This is a genomic window from Pseudoalteromonas sp. EB27 (assembly GCF_001974875.1).
GTDB lineage: Bacteria > Pseudomonadota > Gammaproteobacteria > Enterobacterales > Alteromonadaceae > Pseudoalteromonas.
Window position 1 is genome coordinate 96,761 of record NZ_MTQD01000013.1, and the last position, 20,520, is coordinate 117,280.

At 38.0% G+C, this 20,520-nt stretch carries 15 protein-coding genes; 13 read left to right on the plus strand and 2 right to left on the minus strand.

Features of this window, described 5'->3' with window-relative positions; translation table 11 throughout:
* Positions 1–226: 226 nt before the first annotated feature.
* On the minus strand, positions 227–3,052 hold the full coding sequence (gene uvrA / locus BW142_RS15120) for an excinuclease ABC subunit UvrA (RefSeq protein WP_076925381.1): 2,826 nt from the start codon (positions 3,050–3,052) through the stop codon (positions 227–229).
* 162 nt (positions 3,053–3,214) lie between these two features.
* Here uvrA and BW142_RS15125 point away from each other — a divergent pair, with 162 nt between their 5' ends.
* The 4 genes from BW142_RS15125 to BW142_RS15140 all read left to right on the plus strand — a co-directional run bounded on the left by BW142_RS15125 (position 3,215) and on the right by BW142_RS15140 (position 10,423).
* Positions 3,215–4,582, plus strand: a complete 1,368-nt coding sequence (locus tag BW142_RS15125; protein ID WP_010553785.1) for an MFS transporter — start codon at positions 3,215–3,217, stop codon at positions 4,580–4,582.
* Between the two features lie 20 nt (positions 4,583–4,602).
* A complete protein-coding gene (gene ssb, locus BW142_RS15130) occupies positions 4,603–5,319 on the plus strand; it encodes a single-stranded DNA-binding protein (RefSeq protein WP_024598062.1) in 717 nt (238 codons plus the stop codon).
* A gap of 244 nt (positions 5,320–5,563) precedes the next feature.
* Positions 5,564–8,293: a response regulator gene (locus tag BW142_RS15135; RefSeq protein ID WP_076925382.1), complete on the plus strand. Its 2,730-nt coding sequence runs from the start codon at positions 5,564–5,566 to the stop codon at positions 8,291–8,293.
* A gap of 510 nt (positions 8,294–8,803) precedes the next feature.
* Positions 8,804–10,423: an EAL domain-containing protein gene (locus BW142_RS15140; protein ID WP_083707591.1), complete on the plus strand. Its 1,620-nt coding sequence runs from the start codon at positions 8,804–8,806 to the stop codon at positions 10,421–10,423.
* On the opposite strand, the gene BW142_RS15145 is transcribed toward BW142_RS15140, so the two are convergent.
* On the minus strand, positions 10,420–11,328 hold the full coding sequence (locus BW142_RS15145; RefSeq protein ID WP_076925414.1) for a pyridoxal-phosphate dependent enzyme: 909 nt from the start codon (positions 11,326–11,328) through the stop codon (positions 10,420–10,422). The two genes, BW142_RS15140 and BW142_RS15145, sit on opposite strands and share 4 nt — an antisense overlap.
* A gap of 76 nt (positions 11,329–11,404) precedes the next feature.
* Between BW142_RS15145 and BW142_RS15150 the strand changes: the two genes are divergently transcribed.
* From BW142_RS15150 to BW142_RS15190, 9 genes are read left to right on the plus strand one after another with little or no spacing between them, the layout of a single operon-like run.
* Positions 11,405–12,328 carry a hypothetical protein gene (locus BW142_RS15150; RefSeq protein ID WP_024598058.1) on the plus strand — a complete coding sequence of 308 codons (924 nt, stop codon included), beginning with the start codon at positions 11,405–11,407 and terminating at the stop codon, positions 12,326–12,328.
* Complete coding sequence (locus BW142_RS15155) at positions 12,325–12,924, plus strand: PilN domain-containing protein (protein WP_231616675.1); 600 nt, start codon at positions 12,325–12,327, stop codon at positions 12,922–12,924. Before BW142_RS15150 ends, BW142_RS15155 begins: the two co-directional genes overlap by 4 nt.
* Positions 12,921–13,598 carry an agglutinin biogenesis protein MshJ gene (locus BW142_RS15160; RefSeq protein WP_076925384.1) on the plus strand — a complete coding sequence of 226 codons (678 nt, stop codon included), beginning with the start codon at positions 12,921–12,923 and terminating at the stop codon, positions 13,596–13,598. Before BW142_RS15155 ends, BW142_RS15160 begins: the two co-directional genes overlap by 4 nt.
* A complete protein-coding gene (locus tag BW142_RS15165) occupies positions 13,576–13,902 on the plus strand; it encodes an agglutinin biogenesis protein MshK (RefSeq protein ID WP_024594540.1) in 327 nt (108 codons plus the stop codon). Before BW142_RS15160 ends, BW142_RS15165 begins: the two co-directional genes overlap by 23 nt.
* Positions 13,886–15,544, plus strand: coding sequence for a pilus (MSHA type) biogenesis protein MshL (gene mshL / locus BW142_RS15170; RefSeq protein WP_076925385.1), 1,659 nt, complete (start codon positions 13,886–13,888; stop codon positions 15,542–15,544). The genes BW142_RS15165 and mshL overlap by 17 nt, the downstream gene beginning before the upstream one ends.
* A 2-nt stretch (positions 15,545–15,546) precedes the next feature.
* A complete protein-coding gene (locus BW142_RS15175) occupies positions 15,547–16,449 on the plus strand; it encodes an AAA family ATPase (RefSeq protein ID WP_024598054.1) in 903 nt (300 codons plus the stop codon).
* Positions 16,446–17,588, plus strand: a complete 1,143-nt coding sequence (locus BW142_RS15180; protein ID WP_076925386.1) for a tetratricopeptide repeat protein — start codon at positions 16,446–16,448, stop codon at positions 17,586–17,588. Before BW142_RS15175 ends, BW142_RS15180 begins: the two co-directional genes overlap by 4 nt.
* Positions 17,585–19,312, plus strand: coding sequence for a GspE/PulE family protein (locus BW142_RS15185; protein ID WP_076925387.1), 1,728 nt, complete (start codon positions 17,585–17,587; stop codon positions 19,310–19,312). Before BW142_RS15180 ends, BW142_RS15185 begins: the two co-directional genes overlap by 4 nt.
* Positions 19,299–20,519 (plus strand): type II secretion system F family protein, encoded by a 1,221-nt coding sequence (locus BW142_RS15190; RefSeq protein WP_076925388.1) that lies wholly within the window; start codon positions 19,299–19,301, stop codon positions 20,517–20,519. Before BW142_RS15185 ends, BW142_RS15190 begins: the two co-directional genes overlap by 14 nt.
* The last annotated feature ends 1 nt before the right edge of the window (position 20,520 follow it).

The following is a 20,520-nucleotide window of genomic DNA, read 5'->3' on the forward strand; positions in this document are numbered from 1 at the left end:
GCAAAAAATTCGCTATTTAGTTGTCTAAATGAGAATTTTTTAACACAGGTAGCGACACGTTTAGCCCCGCAAAATGATTAAGTATTATTGCGGATTGGTATTATGTTGATAAATGAAAGTTAGAGCAAAAAAATAGCGAGAAGTGAGTCTTCTCGCCATTTTTAATTAAGTGTAATCTCGACGGTTAAATAACTTTAATGCCGATTGATTTGTCAAAACTTAACCTCTATTTATTTAATAGAGGTTTTAAGTAATGCCCTGTATGTGAACGCTCACATTCGGCTACTTCTTCTGGTGTGCCTGCAATGAGTATTTCACCACCGCCAGCACCGCCTTCAGGTCCTAAATCGATAACCCAGTCTGCTGTTTTAATAACATCGAGGTTGTGCTCAATAACAACAATTGTATTGCCGTGATCGCGCAGACGATGAAGTACAACAAGCAGCTGTTCAATATCAGCAAAGTGTAAGCCTGTTGTTGGTTCATCTAATATGTAGAGCGTTTTACCTGTATCACGCTTTGATAGCTCGCGCGCTAATTTTACACGTTGCGCCTCACCACCTGAAAGAGTAGTAGCGGCTTGTCCTAAACGAACATACGATAAACCGACGTCCATCAGCGTTTTAAGTTTACGGGCAATAGCCGGTATTTTATCAAAGTAATCATGAGCGTCTTCAACAGTCATCTCAAGCACTTGGTGTATGTTTTTACCTTTGTATTGTACTTCGAGTGTTTCGCGGTTATAGCGTTTGCTCTTACATACATCACACGGTACATACACATCAGGCAAAAAGTGCATTTCAACTTTAATTAAGCCGTCACCTTGACACGCTTCACAGCGTCCGCCTTTAACGTTAAAGCTAAAGCGACCTACTTTGTAGCCACGTGAGCGCGCTTCTTGCGTACCTGCAAATAACTCACGAATACCGGTAAATATACCTGTGTAGGTTGCCGGATTTGAACGCGGAGTACGACCAATTGGGCTTTGATCAATATCGATCACTTTATCAAAATGCTCTAAACCGCTAATTGATTTATACGATGCCGCTTCGGCTGTTGTTGCGCCATTTAACTCTGTATGAGCAAGTTTAAATAAAGTGTCGTTTATTAGCGTTGATTTACCCGAGCCCGATACACCTGTCACACAGGTCATTAAACCAAATGGGATTTTTAAATCCACATTTTTAAGATTATTACCTGTTGCGCCAAATAGCTCTAGCCATTTGTCGTTCGTTGGATGACGTTCTTTTGGTATTTCTATTCTACGTACGCCAGATAAAAACTGGCCCGTAACAGACTCTTTGCTTGCTAAAATATCGTCGCGTGTTCCTTGAGCAATAATATGCCCACCATGAACGCCCGCGCCTGGGCCAATATCAATAATATGGTCAGCGGCACGAATAGCATCTTCATCGTGCTCTACTACAATAACGGTGTTACCTAAGTCGCGTAAATGGACCAGTGTTTGTAGCAAGCGGTCGTTATCGCGTTGATGTAATCCAATAGATGGCTCATCTAGTACGTACATTACACCTACAAGGCCGGCACCAATTTGGCTCGCTAAGCGGATACGCTGAGCCTCACCACCTGATAGTGTGTCGGCGCTGCGTTCAAGTGATAAGTAATTTAGGCCAACGTTAATCAAAAATGATAAACGGTCGCGAATTTCTTTTAGTATTTTTTCAGCTATTTGGCCTTTTTGTCCGGTTAGCGTTAACCCTTCAAAAAATTCCATAGCTTCACCAATACTCATGCATGTAATTGCTGGTAAATTGGTTTGCCCAATAAATACATTTCGAGATTCTTCGCGTAAGCGCGAGCCATGACAGCTAGGACACGCTTGGCTTGTTTGGTATTTAGCAAGTTCTTCGCGTACAGAGTTTGACTCGGTCTCGCGGTAGCGGCGATTCATGTTATTTAAAACGCCTTCAAACTCGTGATTACGCGTAATTAAATCGCCACGGTCGTTACGGTAATTAAACGCAATTTTAGTGCTACCAGAGCCATCTAAAATAATTTTTTTCGAGTCGCTGTCTAAATCTTGATAAGGTACATCTAAATTAAAACTATAATGCTCAGCAACGGCTTGTAGCATTTGATAGTAATAAAAGCTGCGTTTATCCCAGCCTTTAATTGCACCGCCAGCAAGGCTTAACTCTGGGTTATGCACTACGCGATTAGGATCAAAATATTGACGTATACCTAAACCATCACAGGTTTGGCACGCACCAGCAGGGTTATTAAACGAAAACAAACGCGGTTCTAGTTCAGTCATTGCATAGCCACAAGTAGGGCAGGCAAAGTTTGCTGAAAATAGAATTTCTTCAGCGCTGCTATCATCCATGTATGCTACATGTGCCACGCCATTAGACATTTCAAGTGCGGTTTCGAACGATTCTGCTAGGCGTTGTTGTAAGCCATCTTTTACTTTAAATCTGTCTACAACTACTTCTATAGTATGTTTTTTATGAAGCTCAAGTGTTGGTGGATCAGACAAGTCACATACTTCACCATCTATACGGGCGCGAATATAACCTTGGCTCGATAGCTGTTCTAATAACTTAACATGCTCACCTTTACGCTCTTTTACTATAGGCGCAAGCAGCATTAATTTACTGCCCTCAGGCAGTGCCAAAACAGTATCTACCATTTGGCTCACTGTTTGCGCAGCAAGTGGTAAATCATGTGTAGGACATCGTGGTTCGCCAACGCGGGCAAACATAAGTCGTAAATAATCGTAAATTTCGGTAATAGTACCCACCGTAGAGCGTGGGTTATGAGACGTTGATTTTTGCTCAATAGAAATTGCAGGAGAGAGGCCTTCGATGTGATCTACATCAGGCTTTTCCATAAGCGATAAAAATTGTCTTGCATACGCAGAGAGTGATTCAACATACCGGCGTTGTCCTTCTGCATAAAGTGTATCAAATGCAAGTGATGACTTCCCCGAACCAGATAGACCAGTAATAACTATTAATTTATCACGTGGGATGGTTAGGCTGATGTCTTTTAAATTATGCGTACGGGCGCCTCGGACTTCAATGTTTTCCATGCTATCTCGTTTATTACCAAAATTATTTACTCAGTATCGCATAATACGAAGCAATATTAATCCTTGATCAATGAAAAATCCTTACTTATAGGCGATTAATTATTGCCAAGCTTATGGTAGAATCCCAACCTCAATTTTTCATAGAGTAAGATCACGCAGATAATGACCGCATCTTCACTTAATTCACGAGAAAAGCGCGCCGCAGTATCGCTGGCGAGTGTGTTTGCATTTAGAATGCTCGGCTTGTTTATGCTGATGCCTGTATTGGCTATTTATGGACAATCGCTTGAAGGTTTTTCGCCTATTTGGATTGGTTTTGCTATTGGTGCGTATGGTTTAACGCAAGCCGTATTACAAATACCTATGGGTCGCTTATCCGATAAAATTGGTCGTAAAAAGGTTATTGTTGGTGGCTTAGTCGTATTTGCTATTGGCTCTGTAGTTGCTGCATTAGCTGACTCTATTCAAATGGTTACCGTAGGCCGCGCTCTACAAGGTATGGGCGCAATAGCCAGTGCGCTACTTGCGTTTGCCTCAGATTTAAGCCGCGATGAGCAACGACCAAAAGTAATGGCTGTTATTGGTATGAGCATAGGAATGAGCTTTGCCTTTGCTATGTTACTTGGGCCAATTGTTGCTGCTTCGTGGGGTATTGCTGGTGTATTTTGGTTAACTGCTATTTTAGCTGTTTTTGGTATATTTATAGTGACCATGCTAGTGCCAAATGCGGTAAATAAAGCACCCAAAGGTGATACATTAGCAAGCTTTAGCGACATTAAAAAACTAATTAAGCATCCTCAGTTAGCACGATTAAATGCAGGTGTATTGCTATTACATTTAACACTAACCACTATATTTGTCGTACTGCCGAGCCAGTTAATTAAAGATGGCTTGGTTGCAGACCATCACTGGTATTTATATATTCCAGTGCTATTTTTAGCATTCTTATTAATGGTACCAATAATGATTGTAGCCATTAAAAAAGAGAAAGAAAAACAAGCATTTATTGGCTCAGTAGCCTTGTTAACTATTAGTATGTTAGCAATGTCGGTATGGGTTAATAGTGTAGTAGGCATTGCTGTGTGTATGCTGCTTTATTTTGTGGCGTTTAACTTTTTAGAGGCCACTATGCCTGCGCTTGTATCGCGAATAGCACCTGCAAGCCAAAAAGGTTCAGCAATGGGTGGCTACTCATCTAGTCAGTTTTTAGGCGCCTTTTTAGGCGGTATGTTAGGTGGTTATGTAGCACAAACGACAACGACGCAAGCTGTGTTTGCGGCAGCGGCACTTGTTGGGTTAATATGGCTTATTATTGCGTGGAAAATGCAAGTCCCACCCAAAAGTAAAGTTATTAGTTTAATGACCAAATTAGATTCTGAAGAGCATGCTCAAACACTTGCTTCTCAGTTAGTTGCTTTACCTGGCGTAATAGAAGCAACTGTGGTTCGCGATGAAAGTCGCAGCTATTTAAAGATTAATGATAAAGAATTTGACCTAGACCAAGCGCGTAAAGTCGCTGGTTTAATCTAACATTTATAGGAGATGGTTCCATGGCACGCGGTGTGAACAAAGTAATTTTGGTTGGTAATTTAGGGCAAGATCCTGAAGTTCGTTATATGCCTAACGGTAACGGTGTAGCAAATATTACCTTAGCAACTTCGGATAGCTATAAAGATAAAAACACTGGCCAAATGGTTGATAAAACTGAGTGGCATCGTGTTGTATTCTTTGGCAAATTAGCTGAAATTGTTGGTGAATATTGTCGTAAAGGTTCACAAATTTATGTTGAAGGTAAACTTCAAACACGTAAGTGGACCGATCAACAAGGCCAAGAAAAATACACAACTGAAATTGTAGTTGACGGATTTACAGGTCAAATGCAAATGCTTGGCGCACGCGGTGGCGATCAGCAAAGCGGTGGTTATCAAGGTAATCAAGGCGGCCAACAAGGTGGTGGTTACCAAGGTAATCAGCCGCAAGGTGGCCAACAAAGTGGTGGTTACGGTCAAAATAACCAAGGTCAAGGCGCACAGCAAGGTGGCTATAATCCACAGCAACAAGCCGCACCAGCAGCACAACCAAAACCGGCTCCAGCACCACAGCAGCAAAGTAATCAATATCAGCCTCAAGGTGGTTATGCACCACAGCAAAAAAGTGCACCACAACAGCAAGGTGGCTTCGCTCCTAAACCGCAAAACGCCCCGCAAGGTGGTGCATCAAACCCAATGGAACCGACCATTGATTTTGACGACGATATCCCGTTCTAGTTCTGGAACTTTTAAAGTGTAAAGATTTATTACAGAAAAGCCCCGTTCATACGGGGCTTTTTTATACGGGTTGTTCAGTGAGGACACCCAAGAACTATCAATGAATATCGTCATTAAGCAATAAAATGAAATAGTATTAGTAAGCATGTTAAATTATGGTGAAATTTACATTATCTTTAATTGATATATATATCGTTAACACTTACCATTAAAAGACTTTTACCTTGATTGCACAATGAGAAACATGAAAACTAATATCTTATTTTTATTTCTTGTTTTTCTATTTTTGAGTCCAATTTCAAACGCTCAATCTTCTTCAAATGTTACTCATGTTTTATTTATAAATTCAACAAACCAAGATATGCCTTGGCACAAAAGTGTTGATTCTGGACTGCGTAAAAAACTTATAGAACGTTCTTTTAGTTATGAGCTCTTCGTTGAAAATATGGATGTAAACCGCTTTGATGAAGCAAATCAAAAACAGTTAATGAAGGACTACCTTAAGCAAAAATATAAAAATAAGCATATAGATATCATTGTTACTCAGTCGCCTTCTGCAGCTGTACTTTTATCGCAATTAGATGATTTTTTTATAAATGCTCCAAGAATATATTTAGAACCAGGCGCTCAATTTAGTTTACCTGAAAGCACCAATGGAGCAGTGATCCAAGCTAAATTAGACTACGCGCAAGCAACAGCAAGCGCTGTTAATTTAATGAAGCCTAAAAAATTAATCGTTATATTAGATACAAAAAATGATATTGGGATGAGCTTTTATCGAGGGCTATTTTCGGTTATTAACCGTGACTTTTCGTATTTAGACGTAGAAAAGTGGTTTGATCTTTCAATGCCAGAGCTACTCACTAGAATAAAAAATGCGCCAGATGATTCAATTATATTGTTTACACCCATTTTCAGGTATTACGATAATAAATCTCTTAGCCCTTATCAGCTAGTAGAGCGATTAGCTGAAGCAAGTTCAGCGCCCGTTTTTAGTTATTGGGAGGTACTATTAGGTTCAGGTGTTGTTGGTGGGTATGTGTTGTCGGGTGAAAAAATAGGCGCACGTATTGCCGATTCGATAATTTTATACAATGAAAATAAAAGCCTAAGTGCAATCAGTGGTGAAGAACTAAGTGTTTATGCTTACGATTGGCGTCAATTAAACAAGTTCGATATAGCTTCACAAAGCTTGCCAGAAAAGTCGATTATATCTTATTACGAGCCAACCTATTTTGAGCAAAATAAAACATTGATTTACAGCGCTACTGCGATTATCTGTATTCTTAGCAGCTTTTTAGTTTTCGTATTGTTTTTAAATCAACGCCGCATCCAACTTTTAAAAGAGCTTGATGAAGAAAAGCAAAGATTAGAGTCTCGCGTTGATCAGCGTACTGAAGAACTGTTGCAAGCCAAAGACGAGGCCGAAAAGCTGACATCCGCTAAGTCTGAATTTTTAGCAAATATGAGTCATGAAATTAGAACGCCTATGAGTGGGATTATTGGCTTAACCAACATTTTGCTCGAAAAAGGTTTGCCTGGGGAATATGAACATTATTTAAATAAAATTAAATATTCTTCAGATCAACTCCTTGTAGTTATTAACGATATTTTAGATTTTTCAAAAATTGAGTCTGGAAACATTAACCTTGAAGAATTTCCTTTCTCTGTAAATTCGGTTGTTGACTACATCAAAGCAACTTTTGATGAGTTAGCTCAAAGCAAAGGGATCACATTTGATATTGTCATTGGTGAAGAGGTCAAACTCAATTTAATTGGTGATGTAGTTCGAATAAACCAAGTACTGCTAAATTTATGCTCTAACGCAATTAAATTTACTACACAGGGCTTTGTATCGGTATTAATAGAATCAAAAAGATCATTATCCGATCCTAAGAGTGTTTGTTTGTATTTTATTGTTAAAGATTCAGGTATTGGCATTGCCGAGCAAAGCCTTGCCGATTTATTTGAATCTTTTACTCAAGCTGACAGCTCTACAACCAGGAAGTTTGGCGGCACAGGTTTAGGCTTAACTATAAGTAAGCGTTTATGCCAATCGATGGGGGGAGATATAACGGTAAAAAGCACTCAAGGTGTAGGTAGTGAATTTATAGCTTCAATTAAGGTGAAACTGAATAACCAAGCGTTAATTGATGATACTCCTAACCTAACTTTTACTGATGCGTTTGAAGTACTAATTGTAGATGATAATGAAGATGATCTTAAGGTAATTGAAAATCAGCTAACGGCTATGGGGCTAGCATGTACGGCCTGTCAATCTGCTAAACAAGCTATTGATATTATTGAACACAATAAAGAGAAATTTAAAGTTATTATTGTCGACTGGGCAATGCCATCAATGAGTAGCGAAACTTTTTTAATACGCATTTTTAATATTAACCCTCAACTTTATGCCAACACTATTGTGCTTATAATGAGTGACGAAAGTTTACTAAATAATGGAGCCAAAAAAGTAAGTATAAAAACTATTTTGCAGAAACCTGTATACACGAGTGTTTTGTATGAGGCGATTGAAAGTAAAGTAGTAGGCTCTCTGAATGAAGTGCCTGTGGTAAATGCAGTAAGTGAAAAGTCGCTAGCAGGTATCAAAATATTAGTTGTGGAAGATAACTCGATCAATAAACTAATAGTTACAAACATACTAGAAAATGCGGATGCTCAAATTTATTTGGTCGACAATGGACTCGAATGTATTCAAGCCGTGAAATCGCAATCGTACGATATTATCTTGATGGATATTCATATGCCTATTATGGATGGGGTTGAGGCAAGTAAAATTATTCGTAACGATAGTGATAAAGCAATCGCAAATATTCCAATAATTGCTTTAACAGCTAATGTTATGAAAGATGATATTACACGATACTTATCCATTGGCATGAACGCGCATGTTGCAAAGCCTATTAAAGCTAAAAATCTACGTGAAACTATAATCCGCTGTTTAAATAACTGAGCCGTTAAAGTGATTTAATAATTATCCATATTAAGTACCTATCGTAATATCGTCCGTTGGCTTGAGCCTATTTTGGATAACTTAAAAAGACAATTCATAAAATAGAATTTTCCTCACCGGTTGCTATATGAAATCTCATACATCCTTTTCCCATATGTTTATTTCAGCAAAGGTTGAATTATCAATGTCAGAAGTTAGTGAGTTAGGCACTATAAACAAAGCACACAGCTTCGCTGCATATAGTACAAACAAAACGCGCTTAAGCTTGAGGATTCAATTTAATCTATTTATAAAATAAAGGGCATAGTTGTTTGTTTATGTAAGTTCTCGTTTATCTGAGTGTTTTTTGTTTAGCACTATTAATAAACGTTTAAACTTAGTTTATAGCCTTGTACTTCTATAGATATTGAACAACACTTTAGTTAATAATTTAACGAGTGGCAGGCTATGCAAAAGAGTAAAATCTGGCTTTTCAAGTACTTCAAAGGTATCTCTTTTGTCTTATTTTTAATGATACTTATTAGTTTTAATTTTATTTTAAATGATGCATTACATCAAAAAGTTCATGCTTCTGGGCAGCAGTTCGTTAAACACGTTTACGAGCTGAATTTATCTCCTTCTATGAACAATGAAGCGTTGGCTGCATTAGCTAAAAGTGAAGGTTTTATGTTGGAAGTGCCAAAGCCTGCAGAGCATTTTAAGCATTTAGTGAATATAGAGCGCGAAGTTTTTTCTTACAAAACATTAAATCTGAGCCTCTATCACTATCCTGCTTGGGTAACACAAAGTTACTTATTTATATTGCTAAACTTGATCATATTAGGCGCCGCTGGCTGGTCTTATCGCTGGTGGGGGTTATTGAATGTAAGTCGTAAAATTACGCCCAAAAATACAATGATACAACCTACTAAAATTATTAAACAAAAACAAAATAAAATACGATTAATTAAACAAGTAAAAAAATGCGAATTAAGTTCTTTGTATGGGGTTAATAGAGCATCACATAGCTTATTTTTACTCATTGAATGTGACTTTGATAAGAAAACCGATAAAGAAGCTATTTTTAAAGTGTTAATCACTAGAAAATTGACTGGATTTAAAGATGTGTCGGTAAAAATACTAAATTCCAATTACTTAGCCATCACCTTGCCACATATATCTACTCCCGAGTTAGACAGCTACGTTGAAAAGCTTCATCAGAGCGTGTTTTTACTATGCCAAAATTACCAAAAAAGTATGACTCATAAAAACATTAAAATAGGTGCGTGCGACTATCGAGTAGGCGCAGATAAAATTGCGGTTTATCAGTTAGCAAAATCAGCACTTATGCTATCGCAAAGCAGCTCAGTACAGCACTATCACCGCTTAGCGTTAAATTATTACCAAGAAAAACCACTCTCGAGTAAACAGGTTATCGAAAATATTAAAAAGAATAAGTTTATATTATTCTTCCAGCCTTTATTTGAGCTCTCTAGTGGGGAGATTTTACAACATGAAGCGCTTATTAGGGTTAGGCATAGCCAACTTGGATTACTAGCTGCTCGTTATTTTATTAATCAGGTTTATAGTAATCAAGACGCTTTAATATTAGATAAAGCCGTAATAACACAAGTTAAAAAGCTAATGCTGAGTGAATCTTCGGCTCAAACAGTTAGTGTAAATCTGCACCCTAAAAATTGGTTTAACGATGTATTTTGGGAGTGGCTACCTAGTCAAATAGCTGAACTTAAATTAAGTGCTAAATTACAATTTGAAATAAGCGAGACAGAATTTTTTACTCATAGAAAATCGATAACTAATGCACTAAATATAATTAAAAAAAGCCGTTCACAAATGGTAATTGATAATGTAAAAAGCAGTGAGAAAGTAGCTGTATTAGCTGATTATAACCAAGTATGTGGGCTTAAATTATCATACGATCTAATTCATTTGTTAAATGAAAAAAATCAAAATCAAAGGCAAATAAAAAAGATAGTCGAAGCCGCAAACCTTTTAAATTTACCCGTATATGCCGTTGGGGTAGAGACTCAAAAAGAGTTGTTTACGCTTGCCAAGTTGGGAGTGGTTGGAGCTCAAGGGTTTTACTTTTCAGAGCCACTTCAAGAGTTTACGCAAGCGGTATTTCATTAAATTAAGCCTCTATATTTAAGACCATTTAGCCCCTGAAGTCCGCCGGTATGGACCGCAATAATCTTACTCCCAGATGGGAAATAATCTTGCTCAATAAGTTGCCACAATGCATACACCATTTTTCCGCTATAAATAGGCTCAAGCGGTAGGTTGTGTGTGCGGCCTATATCTTGGCAGAACTGCCATAACTCAGGTGAAAATTTTCCATAACCACCACCATGAAACTCTGTGAGTAACTGCCAGTTAGTTTGATTATTAGCTTTAGCGCTGAGCTTTTTTATTTCTTGATTTAAATAATCAGCTTGTTTTAATACCGCTATACCAATAACTTGTGTTGTTGAAGCACTGCCTTCTATTAATCCAGCAAGCGTGCCACCACTACCTGTAGGGCAAGCTAAGTAGTTATGTTCGGGTAAGCTTTGTACTAACTCTTTACATCCTAATAAAGCGTGCTCATTTGTACCACCTTCAGGAATGATATAAGCATTTGGAAAGCGCTCTTGCAAAGCATTAAGGTAATCGGTGTCTTGGCGTTTTCGATACTCTATACGATTAACAACATGTAGGTTCATACCACAATGTTTTGCAAATTGGATTGTTGGGTTGTTGTTATCCAGTTCTGGTCCGCGAATAATCGCATGAGTTTTTATATTAAATTCTTTTCCTGCGGCTGCGCAGGCGTGAATATGGTTTGAAAACGCACCACCAAAAGTCAGAAGCTCTGTTTTATTTATCTTTTGCATATGCGCTAAATTGTATTTTAATTTACGCCATTTATTGCCACTTATTAGCGGATGGAGTAAATCATCACGTTTTATACCTAAACAAATATTTCTCTTTTTTAGAAACGAGCTATCTAATTGTTGAATATAGTTATTTTCATCTATTTTGAATGTTTCATGCATTTTATTGGTTTTCAATTTGGCAAAGTAGTTAAAATGTACGACACTTATTTCATACTCAATTAACAATAGTAGCTATATGAAAGAAAAGCTGTTTTCATGGTTAAATCGTAGTTTAGATCCAAATACAGCTATTGGTGTTGCAACTTACGCAGATACTGTTAACGCGGTATGTTTAAAAAAACAACGCGACCAATGGATGGTTCACAGTTCTCACAGTGTAAATGTGTCTGAGCAAACCGATTATACCGCTGCAATTGTTGCTTGTACAAATGAGGTGTCTACTGATATTTGTGCAGTTAATTTAGTCATACCGCACTACTTTTATCAAATAGTGCAAATGGATAAACCAAACCTTAGTGATGAAGAAATCATTCAGTCGCTGCCTTGGACTACAAAAGATTTAGTTGATATAGCCTCTGAAAACATTGTAGCTGACTTTATCGATTATCCAATAACGTTACCAATGCAAAGCAGCAAAATGAATGTATTTATTACCAATAAGCTGCAGCTACTTCCGTTTATAGACAGTTTTGAACAAACTAAACCAGTTTTGCGTGCAATGACCTCTGAAGAAATGGTTTTAGTAACTTTATTTGGCTCATACAAAGAGGCGCATATGCTGATTGTGCAGCATGCTAATCATGAACCTCGAATCTTAATTATTCGTGATGGACAATTAGTATTAGCTAGGCGATTAAATGGTTTTTTAGGTATTTCAGATAAGGATCAAAACCAAGAACTAGTAGAGGCGTTAGGGTTAGAAATTCAGCGTTCGATGGACTTTTTTGAAAGCCAGCTCAAGCAACCGCCAATTCGCAGCATACAGCTACAGTGCGATGATTTATCTTCATTAACTCTTAGAGCCGGTCTTGCAGAGTTTTTACAAGTAAAAGTTGTAGATTTTGCGCCTAACTTAGAATTAGCGCAGCAATTAGAGCCAAACTTTTATTATGCGCTCGGGGCAGCCTATCAATTAACAGATCCGGAGTCTGTTCTATGAAAACCCGGATTAATTTTTATCAAAAAACCTTACGAGTACGCCGAGATCCAGTCCCTTTGTCTGGAATGATTACGTTGTGGTTAGGTGCGCTATTAATTATTGCAATCACGTGGGCTTTTTACAGTTATAAAACTTATTCAAGTGAGCTTGATTTAGAACAAAAAAAGGAATATCTCAAACAAGGAAAAGCTCAGTTAGAAGTTGTAAAACAGCAGCTAGCAGAGAAGCAAAATAAAACAATTTTTATTAATGAGCTAAAAACACTTCAGCAAGAGGTTTTGCATAAGCAGCAAATATTTAGTTATTTAGAGCAAAGCTCAGATCAATCCGCAACCGACTATGCGCAGGTTATGCAAGATTTAGCTAAGTATCACGAGCCTAATATCTGGCTTACCCATATTAAATTTGTAGGGCAAAGTGTCACGTTTCAAGGGCAAGTATCGCAGTCAAAATTTTTACCTATGTGGTTTAATAATTTAAAGCAGTCACCTTTTTTTATTGATAAAGAATTTTCAGTTTTAGAACTGTCAACAAAAGATGGTCTGAGTGAATTTAATGTGGCGACCGACCTTGCTGATAAAGGCGCTAAACCATGAACAACAAGAAAGACAAAGGTTGGCCTATTTGGGCAAAGTATCGAGCTCAATTTGCATCGCTGCAAAAGCGTGAGAAGTATTCCACTGTATTTGTAGGCTTATTCATGGTGATTTACCTCGGCCTGTGGTTTGTTATTTTTCCACAGCAAGATGAAGTTGCTCATATTCGCTCTGAACAAAATGCAGCATTGCAGGAGTTACAGCAGATAAATGCGCAACTCTCCATGTTAAATCAAGCACTAAACTACGACTACACTAAGGTTTTACGCAGTCAAATTGCACAAACCAGAGATGAGTTAGCAGAAATAAATAATCAACTTAATAGTTTTAGCCAAGGCTTTGTAGCGGCTAAAAATGTACCTGCCGTTTTAAAAGATTTGCTCGTAGATAGTAGCGACGTAAAAGTGAGTAACTTTAATGTCAAACCAGCACAGGCTATCGATGTAGAAAAACTAGGTGAACATGATACGCAAACATTATTTTTTGAGCATCAGATGGTCGTTACTTTAGAAGGTAGCTACTTTAGCTTACAAAAATATTTAGCCGCATTAAAAAATAATCAAGATAAGTTATTAATACAGGAGTTTAGTTATCAGGTACTAGAGTACCCTCAAGCTGAATTAACTTTACAAATTGCTACAGTGAGCGCTAATGAAAAATTTATCGCATTATAATTTATGTTTTTTATTACTTTTGTTCACTTTCGCACCCAGTGCATTAGCGCAATTACGCGATCCTACTCAACCAAATATGTATGTAAATAACAACAAGAGTGTAACTCAAAACACAGAACTTAAATTGCAATCTATTATTAAAAACAGTACAGCATTTAAGGCTATTATTTCTGGCCATATTTATCGAGTGGGTGATGCTGTAGACGATTTTCGGGTGCTAAGCATAAACTCAAAACAGGTTGTGCTAGCAAATGACGATAAACAAATAAAATTAGAATTATATGACTATGAAATTAAAAAATAATTTATCTTACCCGTGGCTTGTTCTCCTATTATTGCCTACATTTTTAACGGCTTGCCATAGCTTTAAGCCTGGTAAAGAAGTTAAAACTCATATAGAACAAGAGCTGGCTGAAAAACCTGTAGAAGCTAAAGCGATTGAGCCTTTACAGATGCCGAGTGAGCTTACCCAAAGCCTACTATCATCAATAAATAATGAGCAAACTATAAGTGATGATTTATCTATAAAGCGTTTTGATGTAGCCGCTAATGACGTTGAAATAGGCGCCTTTTTTGCAGGCTTAACAGACGATACGCCTTTTAGTGTTGCTGTGCATCCAGAGGTAAATGGTACAATTAGTTTAAATCTTAAAAGCGTTACTTTTAATGAAGTCATTGCAGTTATTAAGCGTATGTATCCTTTAGATATTGTTAATGAAGGACGAATAGTACAAGTACTGCCAGCCAAAATGCGCACAGAAACAATACCTGTAAATTATTTAATGATGCAGCGCCATGGTCAGTCTACAGTGAGTGTGGTTGCTGGTGGGGTTAGTCAATTTGCACAAAGTGGCAGTAGTTCGAGTGGTTCAAGTTCAGGTAGTAGTAACCAGCAAAATAATGAGTTTGGCGGCGATAATCAAAGCTTAGATTTAAACGGTTCTCGAATCCAAACAATTAATAAAAATGATTTTTGGAAAGAATTAGAAGTCGCCCTTAAGTCTTTAATTGGCGCAAGCAATGGGCGCTATGTTGTTGCAAGCCCACAAGCTAGTTTGGTAACCGTAAATGCATTACCAAGCGAAATTAGTCAGCTAAAAGAGTTTTTGCGTCAAAGCCAAGAAAACCTGCAACGCCAAGTTATTCTAGAAGCAAAAATAATAGAAGTAACTTTAAAAGATGAGTACCAACAGGGAGTTAACTGGGAGCGTATAGCGAGTGGTTTAGAAGGCGGTATTTCGTTTGCTACAACAGCGGGTTCTACTATTAGTAATAGTATTTCAGCCGCAATTGGTGGAGCGTCATCGCTAACCATTCAAAAAGGAGACTTTAACGGGGTTATTAATTTGCTTGAAACGCAAGGTGATGTGCAAATGCTATCTAACCCTCGAGTTACCGCTACAAACAATCAAAAAGCAGTTATAAAAGTAGGGCAAGACGAATATTTTGTTACTAATGTATCAAGTACGACGGTAACGGGTACTGCTACAACGACCTCGCCTGAAATTGATTTAACGCCGTTCTTTTCTGGTATTGCCCTAGATGTAACGCCGCAAATTGACAAGTACGGCTCAGTTATTTTGCATGTTCACCCTTCAGTAACTGAAACAGAAGAGCAGCTAAAAGTAATTACATTAGACGATCAACGTTTTGAGTTGCCTCTAGCACAAAGTAACATTCGAGAATCAGATACTGTTATTCGCGCTCAAAGTGGCGAAATAGTGGTTATTGGTGGTTTGATGCAAACATCAACACAGGATGAAGAATCAAAAACCCCCGTGTTGGGGGATATCCCATTATTTGGCAATTTATTTAAAAGTATTCGTAAACGCCAAGAGAAAAAAGAACTGATTATTCTAATCAAACCAACGGTTGTTATGCCAGATACTTGGAAAAAACAACAAGGTGAAAGCCGTCAGCTTTTAAAAACATGGTATGAAAACTAACTATGTATTTAAGCTTTTTTAATTTAAGTGAAATGCCTTTCACGTTAACCCCTAACACAGAGTTTTTTTGTGCACTTGAACCGCACCATGAAGCGATGCAAGTGTTAACAACAGCTATTGAAATGGGTGAAGGGTTTATTAAAGTCACTGGTGAAGTTGGGACTGGTAAAACGCTACTTTGTAGAAAGCTATTAAACCAACTTGAGCCAGATTACATTGTGGCTTATTTACCTAACTCTTATTTAAGCCCAGAAGAGCTTAGATGGGCGATTGCCATTGAGCTGGGTATGGACGTAGATAAAGCATTAGATCAGCAAGCACTAGGGCAGCTTATAAATCATCACTTACTCGACTTACAAGAAGATAATGAGCGTGTAGTGCTTTTGATAGATGAGGCGCAATGCTTGAGTTGGGAGACTCTAGAGGCGCTGAGATTATTTACAAACTTAGAAACAGAAAGCGAAAAACTAATTCAAGTTGTGTTATTTGGGCAACCTGAACTTGATGAAAAGCTGGCAAACAACAAAGTAAGGCAATTACGCCAACGTATCAGTTTTTCGTATAAATTACGGGCGATGACTGGCGCTGAGGTTGTTTATTATATTAATCACCGCTTACAAGTTGCAGGGTTTAATAGGCCTCCTTTATTTAATAATAGTATGGGGCTCAAAATTGCTAGAGCTAGCCGTGGAATTCCTAGGTTAGTTAATATTTTATGCCACAAAGCACTATTACAAGCTTACGGTGAAGGGTTAAATATAATAACAAATCGCCATATTCAACTTGCCATAAAAGATACTGAAGACTGCGCAAAGTATCGAACCGGACAATATTGGAGCTACAGCGCGTTAATGTTTAGTGTTTTAGCTATTGCTGCCATATGGGTATGGAGGCAGTTGTTATGAGCGTTATAAATAATATGCTTAAAAATATTGAGCAACGAGAAGCTAAACAAGTAAGTATTCAAGAAGGTATAAGTTTAAAGCCGATATATGATGTAAAAAATATTGCATTTAAAGCCGTAATTTTACTTATTATGCTAAGTGTCATTTTTTTAGCATACCTATATTTACCGACCGCCGACAAAAAAGAGACTCAACGTGAGTCTGTGTTACCACAGCAAAAAATGGTCGCGGTTCTAAGCTCTAATTTATCTGATTATCAAGATGAAAAAAGCAATGTAGAACCTTTAGTTGAGCAAGATGTTGTGAAAACGGTTGTGCAAGTTGAGCAAATAAAACCAGAAGTGAATGATTTAGCTGAATCCAAGTTGAGTGAAGCAACATTACTGGTTTCTCAACCAACGGCTGAGCCAGTTGTAATTGCCGAGGTTAAACAAGGCCCTGCACTAGCTAAAGATAATATATTGGTAACTAGTGAAGCTATTGTCAGCAAACCAAAAATTACTCCAATGATTAAAACTAAGTCTCAAAATACTATGACTAAAAGCGTGGCAGAAGCTAAGTCGCCACAGGCTTTATTGATTGAGCAATTAGCCGCAGCTAAACAAGCAATACAGTTTGGCTTATACAACGAAGCCATTAGTGATTTAAATATTATTTTAGCGCAATCGCCTTTACACGTAGAGGCTCGAAATTTACTAGCTGCAACCTACTTTAAACAACAAGATATAAATTCAGCACAACAGGTTTTGCAAGCGGGTATTCGCCAAAACCCTAACGTACTTGAATGGCGTGTAATGCTAAGCAAAATACTCATTATGCAACAGCAGTATGAAGGAGTATTACTGCTTTTAAGTGATGAATTTGAGGCTCAAGCGAATCTTGATTTTTGGGTGTTGCAAGGTACTGCAGCACAAAGTGCGAGTAAGCACTATAAAGCACTTGAAAGCTTTAAACATCTTACACAACTACAGCCTAGTCAAGCTAAGTGGTGGCTGGCACTTGCAACCTCAAAAGATGCATTAGGAGAGTACCTCGATGCTAAACAGCTTTACAAAGTGGCTCTAGATTTAGGTGGATTAAATACAGCTATGACGCAGCATGCATTACAGCGTTTAGTTGCGCTAAAGGAGGCCGTATGAGACCTAGTTTAAAAATGCGCTTAGGGGATTTACTTGTTCATGAGCACATGATCACCGAAGCGCAACTAAGCGAAGCGCTAAACGTTCAAGCTGCGACGGGTCGTAAATTAGGTTCGACGCTTATTACACTTGAGTTTATTAGTGAACCACAACTATTACGTTTTTTAGCGCAGCAATTACAAGTACCTTTTTTAGATATATCACAGCGAAAAATATCAGCTGATGTATCTAAGCTTTTATCTGAGGTTTATGCACGTCGCTACAGAGCATTAGTAATTGAAGACAATGGTGACTCTGTTTTAGTCGGGATGAGCGATCCTGCTGATCTAAGGGGGCTTGATCAACTTGCAACTATGCTTGCTCCTAAACGAATAGATTTAGCTGTTGTACAAGAAAGTCAAATAATGGCTGCGTTTGACAACGTATATCGTCGTACAGATGAAATTACTAACTTTGCAGCACAACTCCATGAAGAATATCAAGACGTAGAAGAGTTTGATTTAAACTCTTTAGGTGATGAAACATCTGATGCAACCGTTGTAAAGCTACTGCAATCAATATTTGAAGATGCTGTGCAAGTTCGCGCATCTGATATTCACATTGAGCCAGATGAAGGTTTGCTTCGCATTCGTCAACGTGTAGATGGCATATTACAAGAGCACACTCTTAACCAAGTAAAAATAGCATCGGCACTCGTGCTACGTTTAAAGCTTATGTCGGGATTAGATATATCTGAAAAACGCCTCCCTCAGGATGGTCGCTTTAATATAAAAGTGCGTAGCCATAGTATTGATGTGCGCCTATCTACTATGCCCGTTCAGCATGGCGAATCAGTTGTAATGCGTTTGCTTGATCAATCAGCAGGATTATTATCGTTAGATGAAACAGGCATGCCAGTACACATATTAAAACGTGTACGCAGCATTATAAAACGTCCTCATGGCATGGTTTTAGTTACTGGGCCAACAGGCTCAGGTAAAACAACCACACTATACGGTGCATTAAGTGAGTTAAACCAACAAGAAAGTAAAATTATTACAGTAGAGGATCCCGTTGAGTATCGTATTGGCCGTATTAACCAGGTACAAATAAATAATAAAATAGGGCTGAGCTTTGCAAGTATTTTACGGACCGCTCTAAGGCAAGATCCTGACATTATAATGGTTGGCGAAATGCGTGACCAAGAAACCGTAGATATTGGATTAAGGGCCGCTTTAACAGGCCACCTCGTACTATCAACGTTACATACCAACGATGCAATTACCAGTGCTATGCGCTTAATCGACATGGGCGCACCAGCCTATTTAGTTGCAAGTTCACTGCGCGCGATTATTGCTCAGCGATTAGTAAGACGAGTATGTAATGACTGCAGAGTACCGTACTTGCCAGATCGCCAAGAATTAAGTTGGTTAAAATATTTAGGCGAAGAGATTACAGATGCTCAATTTTCTAAAGGGCAAGGTTGCACTGCATGTAATCACAGTGGATATAAAGGGCGTGTTGGTATTTTTGAGCTACTCGAAATGGATGATGCGATGATGGATGCATTACGGGTTAACGACACACAAGGTTTTGCAAAAGCAGCTAAAAATAGTGCTAACTTTTCACCACTTTCAACAATGGCACTAAATTACGCTAAGCAAGGTATTACCTCTTTAGATGAAGTATTTAAAGTGGCTGAATATATCCCAGAAATTGTAGGGGATATTGATGCAACTATATAGCTATAAAGCGAAAGACAGCAAAGGTGTATTGGTAAAAGGCCAATTAGAAGCGAGTAACCAAGCTGGCGTAGCCGATAGTTTAATGAAGCGTCAATTTATACCAATATCAATTTCTTTAGTTGAAACAAAAAATAATATTAAAATTTTTGATAATTTATTTGTCGAAAAAATAACACTAGACGACATGATTATGTTTTCTAGGCAAATGTATTCGCTATTAAAAGCAGGTATTCCAATTATACGAGCAATGATTGGGCTGGCAGATACAACACAAAATAAAGAATTTAAAAATGTATTGATGGAAGTTACCAGGCAACTTGAGCAAGGCCGTGACTTATCCAGTGCAATGGCGATACATAACGAAGTATTTAGCCGTTTAACCGTGTCAATGGTTATGGTTGGTGAAGGTTCTGGTCGATTAGAGGATGCATTTTACCAACTCGCTATTTATTTTGAAAAAGAGCAAGAAACCCGCAAACGAATAAAAGCAGCAATGCGCTACCCCACTTTTGTTATTTTGGCTCTTGTAGCAGCAATGGTTATTTTGAATATTTTTGTAATACCTACCTTTGCGAGCATGTTTGCCAAGTTTGATGCCGAATTGCCATTAATGACACAAATACTAATTGGTACTAGCAGTTTCTTTGTTAATTTCTGGTGGTTGTTGTTGATCATGGGTATTGGCGCGGTATTCGCATGGAAGCGTTATTTAAATACAGATACTGGGCGCTTTAAGTGGGATCAATATAAATTAAAAATTCCATTTATTGGCGATATTCTAAAACGTACTTTGCTTGCGCGCTACAGCCAAAGTCTAGCTATGGTATTGCGCTCTGGTGTACCTATGACCACGGGGTTATCGCTTACTGCGCATGCAGTAGATAATAGTTATATGGAAAAAGCGATTGTTACTATGCGCCAAGATATAGAAAAGGGCGATAGTTTACTTAGAGCGTCAAAAAGCTCTGAGCTGTTTTCTCAGCTTGTATTACAGATGGTTGCGGTGGGAGAGGAAACTGGTCGGGTTGATGAGCTATTACAAGAGGCTGCTGATTATTATGAGCGTGAAGTTGATTACGATCTACGTAGTTTAACTGCAAAAATCGAACCTATTTTAACTGTGTTTGTTGCCATTATGGTGCTGATTTTAGCGTTGGGTATTTTTATGCCTATGTGGAACATGATGTCAGCGATTAAAGGTAATTAAC

Coding starts and splice junctions, on each gene's coding strand:
- uvrA (WP_076925381.1), bottom strand. CDS start 3,052: ATGGAAAACATTGAAGTCCGAGGCGCCCGTACGCATAATTTAAAAGAC.
- BW142_RS15125 (WP_010553785.1), top strand. CDS start 3,215: ATGACCGCATCTTCACTTAATTCACGAGAAAAGCGCGCCGCAGTATCG.
- ssb (WP_024598062.1), top strand. CDS start 4,603: ATGGCACGCGGTGTGAACAAAGTAATTTTGGTTGGTAATTTAGGGCAA.
- BW142_RS15135 (WP_076925382.1), top strand. CDS start 5,564: ATGAAAACTAATATCTTATTTTTATTTCTTGTTTTTCTATTTTTGAGT.
- BW142_RS15140 (WP_083707591.1), top strand. CDS start 8,804: ATGATACTTATTAGTTTTAATTTTATTTTAAATGATGCATTACATCAA.
- BW142_RS15145 (WP_076925414.1), bottom strand. CDS start 11,328: ATGCATGAAACATTCAAAATAGATGAAAATAACTATATTCAACAATTA.
- BW142_RS15150 (WP_024598058.1), top strand. CDS start 11,405: ATGAAAGAAAAGCTGTTTTCATGGTTAAATCGTAGTTTAGATCCAAAT.
- BW142_RS15155 (WP_231616675.1), top strand. CDS start 12,325: ATGAAAACCCGGATTAATTTTTATCAAAAAACCTTACGAGTACGCCGA.
- BW142_RS15160 (WP_076925384.1), top strand. CDS start 12,921: ATGAACAACAAGAAAGACAAAGGTTGGCCTATTTGGGCAAAGTATCGA.
- BW142_RS15165 (WP_024594540.1), top strand. CDS start 13,576: ATGAAAAATTTATCGCATTATAATTTATGTTTTTTATTACTTTTGTTC.
- mshL (WP_076925385.1), top strand. CDS start 13,886: ATGAAATTAAAAAATAATTTATCTTACCCGTGGCTTGTTCTCCTATTA.
- BW142_RS15175 (WP_024598054.1), top strand. CDS start 15,547: ATGTATTTAAGCTTTTTTAATTTAAGTGAAATGCCTTTCACGTTAACC.
- BW142_RS15180 (WP_076925386.1), top strand. CDS start 16,446: ATGAGCGTTATAAATAATATGCTTAAAAATATTGAGCAACGAGAAGCT.
- BW142_RS15185 (WP_076925387.1), top strand. CDS start 17,585: ATGAGACCTAGTTTAAAAATGCGCTTAGGGGATTTACTTGTTCATGAG.
- BW142_RS15190 (WP_076925388.1), top strand. CDS start 19,299: ATGCAACTATATAGCTATAAAGCGAAAGACAGCAAAGGTGTATTGGTA.